Here is a 12,549-nt window from a genome sequence, read left to right as displayed (position 1 = left end):
CGTGGGTCAACCGCCTCGTCGACGTCGTCCGTGCCGATGTCGGACTCGAGCACGGCGTCGCGCTCCCGGTCTGGGACGCCCTTCGCCGCAGCGAGGGAGCCGACCTGCGTGAGCTCGCCGAGAAGGCCTCGGCAGGCTCGGTGCGGTTCCAGGTGCCCGAGGGCCCGGATGCCAGGCGCGCCCGTACGGCGGCCACCCGCGCCGTCGGCGCCGGGATCAGGCGGATCGACGCGCGCCGGCGTGAGCGGGAGCGGCTGATCGCTCGCATCGGCGACGCCCCGCGGCAGCCGTGGGTGTACCTCATCGTCGCGACCGGCGACATCCACGAGGACATCCCGCAGGCCCAAGCGGCGGCCCGGGAGGGCGCCGACGTCATCGCGGTGATCCGCTCCACGGGGCAGTCGCTGCTCGACTACGTCCCCGAGGGCGCGACGCGGGAGGGCTTTGCCGGGACCTACGCCACCCAGGAGAACTTCCGCCTCATGCGGGCCGCCCTCGACGACGTGAGCAAGGAGCTCGGCCGGTACGTCCGCCTGACCAACTACGCCTCGGGGCTGTGCATGCCCGAGATCGCCACGCTCGCCGGCATGGAGCGGCTCGACATGATGCTCAACGACTCGATGTACGGCATCCTCTTCCGCGACATCAACCCGATCCGCACCTTTGTCGACCAGCGCTTCTCCCGCCAGATCCACGCACGGGCCGGGATCATCATCAACACGGGTGAGGACAACTACCTGACGACCGCGGACGCTGTCGAGGCCGCGCACACCGTCACCGTCAGCCAGCTGCTCAACGAGCGGTTCGCCAAGGAGGCCGGACTCGAGGACTGGCAGCTCGGCCTGGGCCACGCCTTCGAGATCAACCCGGACCTGCCGGACAGCTTCCGCCTCGAGCTCGCCCATGCCCTCCTTGCTCGCGAGCTCTTCCCCAAGGCGCCCCTCAAGTGGATGCCCCCGACGAAGCACATGACCGGGGACGTCTTCCGGGGCTACCTGCTCGACGGCTTCTTCAACCTCGTCGGCGCGATGACCGGCCAGGGCATCCTGCTCGTCGGCATGATGACCGAGGCCGTCGTCACGCCCTTCCTCTCCGACCGAGACCTCGCCCTGCAGAACGTCCGCTACGTCCTCAACGCCGCAGGTGGCCTGGCCGAGGACTTCCACCCACCCCGTGACGGCTTCATCCAGACCCGGGCGAGGCAGGTCCTCGACGAGGCGGTCGACCTGCTCGAGCGCATCGTCCACGACTCGGACGCCGCTGGCGACCCGCCCCTCCTCGCCGCCATCGCGGACGGCACGTTCGGCCTGATGAAGCGACCCCCGAACGGCGGCAAGGGACTCGACGGGGTCGTCGAGCGAGCCCCCGGGTATGACAACCCCGCCATCTCGAGCCTCGAGGTGGTGAACCGGTGAGCGGCACCATCATTCGCCCCTACGGCGACACGACTGGCGACGGCATGGTCCAGCTGTCGTTCACCCTGCCCGTTCCCCACGACAAGCGCGCCGAGGGGGCCGCCCTGCAGCTCGCCCGGAAGATGGGCCTCGACCCGGCCCTCATCGTCCACAGCAAGGCGATGGGCCCCGACTTCACCTTCTTCGTCGTCTACGGCAGCGTCCACCACCTCGTCAACCTCGACGACGTCCGCGTCGTCGAGCGCGAGTACCCGTTGCTCTCGGCCAAGGACGCGAACGCGGCGATCAAGCGGACGCTGCGCCGCCCCCTCGTCGTCGTCGGTGCCTGCATCGGCACCGATGCGCACACCGTCGGCATCGACGCGATCCTCAACATCAAGGGCTTCGCGGGAGAGAAGGGACTCGAGTACTACTCGGAGATCACCGTGGTCAACCTCGGTGCCCAGGTGCTCGTCCCGGACCTCGTCGCCCGCGCCAAGGAGGAGCAGGCGGACGCCGTCCTCGTCAGCCAGGTCGTCACCCAGAAGGACGCGCACATCCACAACACGATGCAGATGTCGGCCGCCTTCCGCGAGGCGTACCCGGCAGGCACGGTGCCGATCCTCGTCGCGGGCGGTCCACGGTTCGAGGAGGGCTCGGAGGCGCGCCTGGGGATCGACCGGATCTTCGGGCGCGGGACCAAGCCGTCCGAGGTCGCGAGCTACCTCGTCCACGAGATGACGACCCGAAGGGAAGGCAGGGCATGAGCGAGCCAGCAGCACGCACGACCCGGGCGGAGGTGGGCACGCGGGTCACGCACCGGCGCTATGTGCCCTACAGCCACGCCCACTACGCCGGCAACCTCGTCGACGGCGCGTACTCCCTTGCGGCCTTCGGAGACGTCGCAACCGAGATGTGCATCCGGACCGACGGGGACGAGGGGCTCTTCGCCTCCTACAGCGACGTCCAGTTCACGGCTCCCGTGCGAGCCGGCGACGTCATCGAGATCTCGGCGGAGATCGTGCGTGTCGGGCGCCGGAGTCGCGAGATGGCCTTCGAGGTCCGGGTGGTGGGACGCGGCAACCCCGAGCGGGGGTCGTCGGCTGCCGACCTGCTCGACCCACCCATCGTCGCCACGACGGCCCGTGGCGTCGTCGTCGTCCCCTGACGCGGACAGCTGACCCGGACACCCAGCCCAGCGGCATACCGTAACCCCGTGCTGCGTCGTGTCGTCGGTGCCCTCCTCAGTGGGGGAGTGCTGTGCCTTGCCTTCCCCACGTTCGACGTCTGGGTGGCAGCGCCCGTCTCCCTGGGCCTGCTCGCGCTCGTCCTCACCGGGGTCCGTCCCCGTGCGGGCTTCGGCCTCGGCTTCCTGGCCGGGCTCGCGTTCTTCCTGCCGACCCTGCACTGGGCAGGGGTCTACGTCGGCGACCTGCCCTGGGTCGCCCTCGCGGCGCTCCAGGCGCTCTTCTTCGGCCTCGTCGGTGTCCTGTACGCCTGGCTGTCCCGGCCGGGTGTGGTCCGACCGGTCGCGTTCGCCGTCGTCTGGGTCGTCGCCGAGGGACTGCGTGCGAGGGCGCCCTACGGCGGGTTCCCGTGGGTGAAACTGGCGTTCTCGCAGGCGGACTCACCCGTCGGGCACCTGGCCGCGCTCGGCGGGGCCCCCTTCGTCGGGTTCGTCCTCGCGCTGGGCGGTGCCCTCCTCGCCGTGGTCGCGTCTCGCACCCTCGGCCGTATGCCGCTCCGCTCGCTCGCGCTTCCGGCTGCCCTGGCGGTCGGGCTGGGTCTCTCGGGGCTGCTGGTGCCGCTGCCGACCGACGGACCCACGGCGCGGTTCGTCGGCGTCCAGGGAAACGTGCCACGTGCCGGGCTCGAGTTCAATGCCGAGCGGCGGGCCGTGCTCGACAACCACGTCAAGGCGACGCTCGCCGCGGCTGCCGAGGGTGGCGCGCAACCGCGCCCCGACCTGTACGTGTGGCCAGAGAACGCCTCCGACATCGACCCGCTGCGCAACGCGGATGCCAACCAGCTGATTCGCGACACCGTGGCGCAGATCGGCGTCCCCCTCATCGTCGGGGGCCTGCTGGAGGAGCCACCGGGCTACCTCTCCAACGTCTCGCTGCTGTTCGAGCCGGGCAAGGGCAACACCGACCGCTACGTCAAGCGCCATCCCGTGCCGTTCGGCGAGTACATCCCCAACCGCGCCTTCTGGCGCCTCTTCAGCGACAAGGTCGACCTGGTGCGACGGGACTTCTACCCCGGATCCGAGGTCGGCCTCTTCACCGTCCCGACCTCGTCCGGCCAGCAGATCCGAGGCGGCCTGTCGATCTGCTTCGAGGTCGCCTACGACGACATCATGCGCGACGTCGTCGACGCGGGCGCCAACGTGCTCGTCGTCCAGACGAACAACGCCACGTTCGGCTACACGGCCGAGTCGCCGCAGCAGCTGGCGATCAGCCGGCTGCGGGCGATCGAGTTCGGTCGGTCCGTCGTCCACGTGTCCACCGTGGGCCAGAGTGCCCTCATCACGCCCGACGGGACCGCACACCAGGTCACCTCGTTGTTCACCCAGGCGGTCCTCCGCGGCGACCTGCCCCTGCGTGACTCGATGACGCTTGCCACCCGGCTCGGCGAGGGACCCGAGTGGGTCGCCCTCCTGGCCCTCCTGCTCCTCGTGGGGCGGGGGATCAGCGCCAACCGTCGGCGCGCCGCGCTCAACGACTGACGGACCGCCCCCGGTCGCTGGGACGCGAGCGGGTGGAACGCCTGTGGCCGTGTACGCGTTGAGTGGACATCGGGGTGCGCGCGGTGGCCGCCGCCGTGGCCGTTGGTCACGGTGCTGTTCGCCCTACGATGGCTGAGCCCGGGGCTCCGACGCCGCAGGCGAAGCACCCGAACGAGCGAAGGAATGGGATGACCTCCACCACACGTGAGCCGATCCACCGAGTCGCGGTGCTCATCCCGACCTACAACGAGCGGGACAACCTGCCTCGGATCGTCTCGCGCCTGCGTGCCAGCGTGCCCGACGCCGACCTCGTCATCCTCGATGACAACTCGCCCGACGGCACCGGCGACGTCGCAGCCGGGCTCGCCGCTGCGGATCCGAGGATCCGGGTCGTGCACCGGGAGGGCAAGGAGGGCCTCGGGCGGGCCTATCTCGCCGGCTTCTCCCTCGCGATCGCCGAGGGCTACGACGCGGCGGTCGAGATCGATGCCGACGGATCGCACCAGCCGGAGCAGCTGCCCGCCCTGCTCGCCGCGCTCGCCGACGCGGACCTCGTCATCGGGGCTCGCTGGGTCCGTGGGGGAGGGGTCCGCAACTGGCCTGCCCGCCGCAAGGTCCTGTCGGTCGGTGCCAATGCGTACACGAAGGTTCTCCTGGGCATGCCGGTCAACGACGCGACCGCAGGTTTCCGGGCCTACCGCACGAGTGCGCTGCGTGCGCTGGACCTCGAGGGGGTCGAGTCGCAGGGATACTGTTTCCAGATCGACCTGACGCTGCGCGCGGTGCGAGCCGGGCTCACGGTCCTCGAAGTGCCGATCACCTTCGTCGAGCGCGAGGTCGGCGTGTCGAAGATGGGCAAGGACATCGTCCGCGAAGCCCTCACCAACGTCACGAAGTGGGGGATCGAGTACCGGGTCGGGCAGGCTCGGTCGCTCGTGCAGCGCGCCCTGGGCCGCGCGGTCGGGCCGACACCGGACGTGGAGCGGCAGCGATGACCACCGCACCGGGCCGACGGCGGCTGCGACCGACCCGCGTCGCGGCGCTGCTCCTGCTCATCGTCCCCATTCTCGAGATCATGACGCTCATCGCCGTCGGGCAGGCCATCGGTGGCTGGCAGACGTTCTTCCTCCTCGTCGCCATGTCGGTCCTCGGCGCCTGGCTCATCCGGCTCGAAGGGGCGCGCGCGTGGGTCGCCCTGACGCAGGCGTTGCAGAGCGGGCGCATGCCGGCCCGCGAGCTCGCGGACGGCATGCTCATCCTCACCGGGGGCACGCTGCTCCTGGTGCCCGGATTCCTCACGGACATCGTCGGGTTGGTGCTCGTCGTCCCATTCACCCGACCCGTGGCGCGGCGGCTCCTCGAGGCGGTCATCAGCCGCCGGCTCATCGCGCAAACGCCCTACCTGGGTGCGGTCTCGGGCTTCGGAGCGAGTGCGCCCGGGCCCGGGTCGGCCCCGGGCGCCCCGCGTCGTCCGGGCTCCGACGGCGACGTCATCGAGGGCGAGATCGTCGACGAGTAGTGAAGCGGCTCAGCCGGGGTCGCACGAGCCGGCCGTCGGAGGCACGCGAGCGGGCCCAGCGGCATACGGCCTGGAAATGCCACGAGCCCACCCCCACGAACGGGGCGGGCTCGTCGGGTGAAGCCGGCGGGGTCAGGCCGACTTCTTGCGGCGCGGCTTCTCACCGCGGGACTCGCGAAGGAGCGTCAGTCGCTCCTCGAGGAGCTCCTCGAGCTCGGGGATGGAGCGACGCTCGAGCAGCATGTCCCAGTGCGTCCGCTGGTGCTTGACCGGCTTGGCCTCGGGCTCAGGTCCACCCTGCAGGCGGGCCTCGAGACCGCACCGGCACTCCCAGGTCGCGGGCGGCTCCGCCTCGACGGAGAAGGGGAGCTCGGTCCGGTGGCCGTCGGGGCAGACATACAGTGTGAGCATCCGCTCACTGGGGACGACGTTCTCGTCACTCTCGAAACTGCGCGCGCCGAGGTTGGAACCTCGTAGTGCTCGATCTGCCATCAGGACCCCTCCCATGAAGTCTGTTCGTGGCCTGTACCCAGCAGGTACTCACCCTCACAGACGCTTGAACGAGCCAGACGGTTGCGTTGTTCCCGGACTCCGTTATCAGACGACGACCGGGACGGGGTTGCCGGCCTCCTCGATGCCACGGCGCATGTCGACCTTGGCGAGCAGCAGACCGCCGACGACGAAGAAGACGATGAGCACGACGATCGCCCAGCGGTAGCTGTGGGTGAACTGGTAGACGAGGCCGAACGCCAGGGTCCCGAGCCAGCTCGTCCCGCGCTCCATGGCTTGGTAGAAGCCGAAGAACTCGGCTTCCTTGCCGCGCGGGATGAGCTGGCTGTAGAGCGAGCGGGAGAGGGCCTGGGTCCCGCCGAGCACGATGCCGATGAGGAATCCCAGCGCGAAGAAGAGCGCGATCGCCTTGGCGGGGACGAAGAAGGCGATGATGACGACGACGCTCCACAGGGCGATCCCGGCCAGCACTGTGCGCCAGGCACCGACTCGGGCGGCGGCCGCACCGAAGAGCCGGGCTCCGAAGAACGCGACGAACTGGACGAAGAGGAACAGGCCGAGCACGGTCTCCTGGGCGAAGCCGAGCTCCTTCTGCCCGTAGAGGCTGGAGTTGCCGATGACGGTCTGGATGCCGTCGTTGAAGAAGAGGTAGGCGAGCAGGAAGAGCATCGTCTGCGGGTAGAGCCGCAGCTCCCGGAACGTCGTCGCCAGCTGCTTGAAGCTGCCGGCGACGACACCGGCCTTGCGGTCGACGGGCGTGCCGACGGTCCCGGTGAGGTGGGCCAGGCCGCGCACCGGGATGATGGTGAAACCGGCCCACCACAGGCCTGCCATGAGCAGGCTGATCCGCGTTGCCATGACCGTGTCGAGGCCGAGCTGCTCCTTGAAGGTCAGCATCGCGAAGTTGATGGCCAGCAGGAGTCCGCCGCCGAGGTAGCCGAGGGCCCAGCCCTTCGAGGAGACCCGGTCCCGCTCGTTCTCGTTCGCGATGCGGTTGAGGATCGAGTCGTAGATGACGAGGGAGGCACCGAGGCAGAGGCTGGCCACGATGGTCAGGACAACCCCGAGCTGCCAGTTCGTCCCGGCGATGAAGAACATGAGGCTGCCGGCGAGGGCACCGGCCCACGCGAACCCCGCGAAGAGCCGGGTGGGCCGGGGGCTGCGGTCGGCGACGGCGCCGATGAGCACGAGGAAGAGCGCGGACACGATCGTCGCCAGGGTCACGGTGTAGGCGTAGACCGAGCCGGGGGAGATCGGGATGCCCAGGACGTCGAGGTTGGCGGTGCAGGCGGTGTCCTCCTCGATCCCCGGGCACACGCTCTGGGTGGCGACGTGGGTGAGGTAGGGGCCCATGAGGACGGTCGCGGTCGTCGTGACGTAGGCCGAGTTGGCCCAGTCGTACCAGTACCAGGCCCGCTGCTCCTTGGTCTCGGGGCGGGCCGCGTTGACGGGCTCGTTGACGGCGACGTCGGTCATGCGACGCACTCTGGCACACCATCGCTCCGGCGTGTTGGCCAACACGTCACGTTTGCGCGACTGTCAGACCGTGAGCAGGGAGACGACCGCGACGACGACCGTCGACACGATCTCGCCTATGCCGAGCTGCTTGGGGGTGGCCCCGATCCGGGGCACGACGGCAGCGCGAACGGTGAGCAGGAGGAAGACCAGCGCGAGCCAGGGGGAGAAGGTCAGGACGACGGCGGTGGCCACTGCGTGGGCAGCGACGCTGAGCCACAGGAACCGCTCGTTGGCTCGCTCGCGGATCGCGGACTTGACGTAGAACACCGTTCCGGCGAAATAAAGGAACTGGGCCAGGGCCAGCAGCCACGCGCGCCGGAGGTCGGTGCCGGGTCCCGCCGCGTAGGCGACGACCGTCATCAGGCCGGACCCCACGACCGTCGTCAGGCCCGACAGCAGCTCCCGCTCGCGTCGTGCGGCCGCGGCCCACAAGCCGACGCCGAGCGGCGGGATGAACAGCGGCGCCCAGACGATGAGGGTCGGCTGCACGGCCAGCGTCACGACGCCGAGGACCGCCGCAGCGATCCCGTAGGCACGAACCGGTGGCCAGTAGCGCGGCCGCCTGCGCGCTTTGAGCCACAGGCTGGTTGCGAAGAAGGCGAAGTAGCCGACGAACCACAAGGCCGTGAGCGGCAGGTGGACCCAAGCAGGACCGCCGGCGAGGATGCCGACGGCCAGGGGAGAGGCGAGCATGGCCCACGCGCCGTGCTGGTTGGGTACCCAACCGGGACTGCGCGACCTGCTCACGTTTCGAGCCTAGCCGTCGCCTTGACAACGCGTCGTACGGTGGTGGCGCATGCCGTTCCACCCGTCCCGCCCGGTCCAGGCCCTCGGCGCCGTCGTCGCGCTCGGGGTGCTTCTCGGCGCCTGCGCTGCAGCCACGCCAGCGCCTCTCCCTTCGAGCCACCACCCGACGTCCAGCTCACCGACCCCGGTCGGGACCACTGCGCCGACGCTCACCCCGCCGGTGACGACGCCCGCCCGAGCGTTCGATGCCTCCGCCGCCTACAGGCTGGTGGAACGGCTGGCCGAGATCGGGCCCAGGGATGCGGTGAGCACGGCCTACCGACGCGCGGCAAACCTCGTGGCGGACGAGCTCACCGCCCTGGGCTACACGGTGACCAAGCAGAACGTGCCCGTGCCGGCCGGAACGTCGTGGGGGGTCAAGGTGCCATCGGGGACCACGGTCAACGTCGTCGCGGATCCGCCCGGCTTCGATCCCCATCGCCCTCACATCGTGCTCGGCGCGCACCTCGACACGGTGCCGCAGGCTCCGGGTGCCGAGGACAATGCCTCCGGGGTTGCCGTCCTCGTCGAGCTGGCCAGGATGCTGCGCGACCAGCCTGCGAAGCTCCCGGTTCGCCTCGTCGCCTTCGGCGCCGAGGAGTCCCGGGGATCAGGCTGGCAGTGGTACGCCTTCGGCTCGCGGTACTTCGTGGACAGTCTCGACGTGGCGCAGCGCAAGGCGGTCAGGGGGATGGTCGCCCTTGACCGCGTCGGCCGCCTCACCACGGCCGTGCCCGTGTGTCACGGTGGGCGAGGATCGACGGCGGTGGCCGACGACCTGCGAGCCGCTGCGACGATCCGCACGAAGTCGTGCGTCAACCGGGCGAGCGACCACGTGTCGTTCGAGCGGGTCGGCATCGCCGCGGCCCGGATCGGCAGCGTCCCGTACGACCAGTACCACTCGTCCAAGGACGTGTCCCGCGTCGTCGACCCGCGCCAGCTCGGCCGGTCGGCGACCGTGGTGTGGACCTGGCTGCGGGGTCGTGATGACCAGCCCTCGCGTCGTACCTAGAACGCCGATAATCGACATTATGACATTTTGACGTTGACCGTCCCGTGCGGACTCTCCCCGGCCTCCCCCGGATCTCGTCGGGCCAGCGGCGTCAGCCGCGCCGGAGGCTCCGCTTGTGGGCGAGAACGTCGGCTGGCATGCCGGGGCCCGGCTGAGCCCGGACCTCGGCCGGATCGTCGACGAGGCCACAGCCGGCGCAGCTCAGACCGCTGGTGACGGCCTCGCCGCACTCGGTGTGGCGGTACTCGATGGGCGGTCCGTCCGGCGCCGCCCATCGGTCGCCCCACTGCGTCAGCGCGACGATGGCCGGGACGAGATCGCGCCCCTTGGCCGTGACGGCGTACTCCGGCGTCCCCGGGTGGCCCGCACCGGGTCGCCGCTCCATGATCCCGGCCGCGACGAAACCCTCCAGTCGCGCCGCGAGGACGTTCGTCGCGATCCCCAGTGTGCGCTGGAAGTCGCCGAACCGCGTCGACCCGGCGAACAGTGCGTCGCGCAGGATGAGCAGGCTCCAGCGCTCCCCCACGACCTCCAGGGCGCGCGCCATCGAACACACTTCCGAGTCGTACGTCTTGCCGAGCACGGGTCCAGTGTAGATGGACGACTTGCATCATGAAATCGCTTCGCCGGTACCCTTGGCGGCGATGCAGTGTGACTACTTCGACGGTGGCCGGTGCCGCTCCTGCACCCTCATGGGGATGCCGTATGCCGCTCAGCTCGCTTCCAAGCAGGAGCGTTGCGCCGCCGCTCTGGCCGAGGTGGCCCCCTCCATCACGTGGTTGCCTGCCGTGGCGGGACCCGAGTCCGCGTTCCGGAACAAGGCCAAGCTCGTCGTTGCCGGTCGGACCGGCGCGGTCACCCTCGGCATCCTCGACGACTCCGGACGAGGCGTGGACCTCACGGAGTGCGGGCTCTACGAGCCGGGACTCGCACGGACCTTTCCCGTGCTGGCCGGCTTCATCGACTCGCTCCGACTCGAGCCCTACGACGTGCCCGCCCGTCGTGGCCAGCTCAAGTACCTCATCCTCACGCACTCCCCCGACGACGAGCTGATGATCCGCTTCGTCCTGCGGACCGGTCACGAGATCCCCAGGATCCGCAAGGCCCTGCCGCGGCTGGTGGCCGCTCTGCCGCGTATCGCCGTCGTCTCGGTGAACCTCCAGCCCGAGCACAAGGCCATCCTCGAGGGCGACACGGAGATCCTGCTGACGGACCGGTCCACCTTGCCGATGTGCGTCAACGACGTCGTGCTCGGGCTGCGCCCCAACAGCTTCTTCCAGACCAATACTGCTGTGGCGGCCGCGCTCTACCGCCAGGCGCGTGAGTGGGTCGAGGAACGCTCCCCCGACTCGGTCTGGGATCTCTACTGCGGGGTCGGCGGGTTCGCGCTCCACGCCGCCGCTTCAGGGCGTGAGGTCGTCGGGATCGAGGTGGCCCCCGACGCCGTCGAGAGCGCCCGGGCCAGCGCGAGCGAGCTGCGGCGGCAGCACCCGGACGTCGGGCCGATCCGCTTCACGACGGCGGATGCCACGGCCGAGCCCGACGCCGGACTGTCTTCCGCCGACCTCGTCATCGTCAACCCGCCACGGCGCGGAATCGGGTCCGACCTGGCCGGTCGGCTCGAGGAGTCGAAGGTTCAAGAGGTCATCTACTCGAGCTGCAACGTTGACTCGCTGGCCCGAGACCTGGCCCTCATGCCGTCGTTCAGCGTCCGGGAGGCACGGCTCTTCGACATGTTCCCCCAGACGGACCACCACGAGGTCATGGTTCGGCTCGAGCGGACCTGAGCCCACCGCGTCGGTTCAACTTCATAATGTCGATTACCGGCGAATTATCTTGTCGCACAAGGAGATTCGCCACAATGAAACGGGTCATCTGCTGCGACGGCCGAGGCCCGCCGCGTAACCGTCCAGGGCGTCCAGGACCTCAGGTGACCGGTAGACGCGGTTGCGTTTCCACCCGGTCGACTCCACGAGGACGCCGGCGCCCACGAGACGGGACAGCGCTGCCTGCGCGGTAGGCGCCGACACGTCGAGATCTGCCATGACGAGCTTCGCCGTGACGACCGGCTGACGCAGCAGGAGGTCGGCGATGGGCCATGCTGCGGAGTCCGAGCGCGCCTCGACGCGTCGGCTCCACTCGGCCCGCACCTCGCGCAGCCGGTTCACGAGGCCCTCGCCCACCGAGACGCCTGCGCGGGCGGCATCCGCGACGCACCGAAGGATCGGCTCGGCATCGCCGGCCCGGTAGGCGCCGAGCGCCGCGAAGTACCGGTCCTTCGCCACGAGGAGGCCTGCCGAGATCGGGACGGTGACCTGGTGGATGACACCTGTGTTGAGCAGTGACGCATGGAGCAGGGCCCGGCCGGTCCTGCCGTTGCCGTCCGCAAAGGGGTGGATCGTCTCGAACTGCGCGTGAGCGAGTGTCCCGAGGGCCAGGGGTGGCACGTCGTCCCGATCGAGGAAGGTGACGAGGTCGGTCATCAGGGCCGGGACGTCTGCGGCCACGGGCGGCACGAACTCGGCGTCACCGGGATGCAGGCCGCTCCCCCCGATCCAGACCTGCTCCTCGCGCCACCGCCCGGGCCGAACGCGCTGCTGACCTGTCATCAGGGCCCGGTGCATCGACAGGATGGAGGCCACGTCGAGGTCCCCCGCAAGGTCCATCGCAGCCTGCATGGTCCGGACGTTGGCGAGGATGGCGACCGCATTGGTCCGATCACCGGCCCCGATCGCTGCCTCCGCCAGGGCGCGGGCCGAGGAGGTGAGGTTCTCGATGTGGGAGCTTGCGGCGCTCTCCGAGCGGAGCAGGATCGACGCGAACGGAGCCACCTCCCCCGCTCCCCCAGCATCGAAGGCGGTGAGGAGCCGGGTCGCGTCGTCGAGGTCGGCCGCGACGTCCCCCGGCAGCTCGACGGGGACCGCGGCGATCTCCGGGACCACCGCTGGCCGGTAGGTCGTCGGAGTGCTTCGACGCGCCCGCCTCGAGGTCGTCGCAATGCCTTCGGGTGCGGAGGACCACGGCGCCAGCCGAGCGCTGATCGACGGCCAGAGCATGCGCGCCTCCTAGTTAAGGATCAGTGCTT

13 protein-coding genes are annotated in these 12,549 nt (G+C 70.0%); 8 read left to right on the top strand and 5 right to left on the bottom strand.

The window, feature by feature from the left end; all coding sequences use genetic code 11:
* The 6 genes from kamD to ABF401_RS07920 all read left to right on the top strand — a co-directional run.
* Positions 1 to 1,415 (top strand): lysine 5,6-aminomutase subunit alpha (kamD, locus tag ABF401_RS07945; RefSeq protein ID WP_353508995.1); only part of this gene is annotated, 1,415 nt, incomplete at its 5' end.
* The gene (gene kamE, locus ABF401_RS07940; protein ID WP_353508994.1) at positions 1,412 to 2,161 is read left to right on the top strand and encodes a lysine 5,6-aminomutase subunit beta; all 750 of its coding nucleotides are present in this window, start codon (positions 1,412 to 1,414) and stop codon (positions 2,159 to 2,161) included. The genes kamD and kamE, both read left to right, overlap by 4 nt.
* The gene (gene kal / locus ABF401_RS07935; RefSeq protein WP_353508993.1) at positions 2,158 to 2,562 is read left to right on the top strand and encodes a 3-aminobutyryl-CoA ammonia lyase; all 405 of its coding nucleotides are present in this window, start codon (positions 2,158 to 2,160) and stop codon (positions 2,560 to 2,562) included. Before kamE ends, kal begins: the two co-directional genes overlap by 4 nt.
* A gap of 48 nt (positions 2,563 to 2,610) precedes the next feature.
* Positions 2,611 to 4,119, top strand: coding sequence for an apolipoprotein N-acyltransferase (gene lnt, locus ABF401_RS07930; RefSeq protein WP_353508992.1), 1,509 nt, complete (start codon positions 2,611 to 2,613; stop codon positions 4,117 to 4,119).
* 188 nt (positions 4,120 to 4,307) lie between these two features.
* Positions 4,308 to 5,114, top strand: a complete 807-nt coding sequence (locus ABF401_RS07925) for a polyprenol monophosphomannose synthase (RefSeq protein WP_353508991.1) — start codon at positions 4,308 to 4,310, stop codon at positions 5,112 to 5,114.
* Entirely contained in the window at positions 5,111 to 5,638 is a 528-nt protein-coding gene (locus tag ABF401_RS07920) for an FxsA family protein (RefSeq protein ID WP_353508990.1), read from the top strand. Before ABF401_RS07925 ends, ABF401_RS07920 begins: the two co-directional genes overlap by 4 nt.
* A gap of 132 nt (positions 5,639 to 5,770) precedes the next feature.
* On the opposite strand, the gene ABF401_RS07915 is transcribed toward ABF401_RS07920, so the two are convergent.
* The 3 genes from ABF401_RS07915 to ABF401_RS07905 all read right to left on the bottom strand — a co-directional run bounded on the left by ABF401_RS07915 (position 5,771) and on the right by ABF401_RS07905 (position 8,413).
* Positions 5,771 to 6,130, bottom strand: a complete 360-nt coding sequence (locus ABF401_RS07915) for an RNA polymerase-binding protein RbpA (protein ID WP_353508989.1) — start codon at positions 6,128 to 6,130, stop codon at positions 5,771 to 5,773.
* Between the two features lie 105 nt (positions 6,131 to 6,235).
* Entirely contained in the window at positions 6,236 to 7,624 is a 1,389-nt protein-coding gene (locus ABF401_RS07910) for an MFS transporter (RefSeq protein ID WP_353508988.1), read from the bottom strand.
* A gap of 63 nt (positions 7,625 to 7,687) precedes the next feature.
* Entirely contained in the window at positions 7,688 to 8,413 is a 726-nt protein-coding gene (locus ABF401_RS07905) for a YwiC-like family protein (RefSeq protein WP_353508987.1), read from the bottom strand.
* Between the two features lie 49 nt (positions 8,414 to 8,462).
* Between ABF401_RS07905 and ABF401_RS07900 the strand changes: the two genes are divergently transcribed.
* Positions 8,463 to 9,464, top strand: coding sequence for a M28 family metallopeptidase (locus ABF401_RS07900; RefSeq protein ID WP_353508986.1), 1,002 nt, complete (start codon positions 8,463 to 8,465; stop codon positions 9,462 to 9,464).
* A gap of 91 nt (positions 9,465 to 9,555) precedes the next feature.
* Here ABF401_RS07900 and ABF401_RS07895 read toward each other — a convergent pair whose 3' ends face one another.
* Positions 9,556 to 10,047: a winged helix-turn-helix transcriptional regulator gene (locus ABF401_RS07895; protein ID WP_353508985.1), complete on the bottom strand. Its 492-nt coding sequence runs from the start codon at positions 10,045 to 10,047 to the stop codon at positions 9,556 to 9,558.
* A gap of 61 nt (positions 10,048 to 10,108) precedes the next feature.
* Here ABF401_RS07895 and ABF401_RS07890 point away from each other — a divergent pair, with 61 nt between their 5' ends.
* Entirely contained in the window at positions 10,109 to 11,251 is a 1,143-nt protein-coding gene (locus ABF401_RS07890; protein ID WP_353508984.1) for a methyltransferase domain-containing protein, read from the top strand.
* A gap of 84 nt (positions 11,252 to 11,335) precedes the next feature.
* On the opposite strand, the gene ABF401_RS07885 is transcribed toward ABF401_RS07890, so the two are convergent.
* A complete protein-coding gene (locus tag ABF401_RS07885; RefSeq protein WP_353508983.1) occupies positions 11,336 to 12,520 on the bottom strand; it encodes a Fic family protein in 1,185 nt (394 codons plus the stop codon).
* Positions 12,521 to 12,549: the final 29 nt, after the last annotated feature.

The organism is Intrasporangium sp., from assembly GCF_040414665.1.
Classification (GTDB): domain Bacteria; phylum Actinomycetota; class Actinomycetes; order Actinomycetales; family Dermatophilaceae; genus Intrasporangium.
Note: the sequence above shows the minus strand (reverse complement) of the source record. Positions and strands in the feature narration are given on the sequence as shown.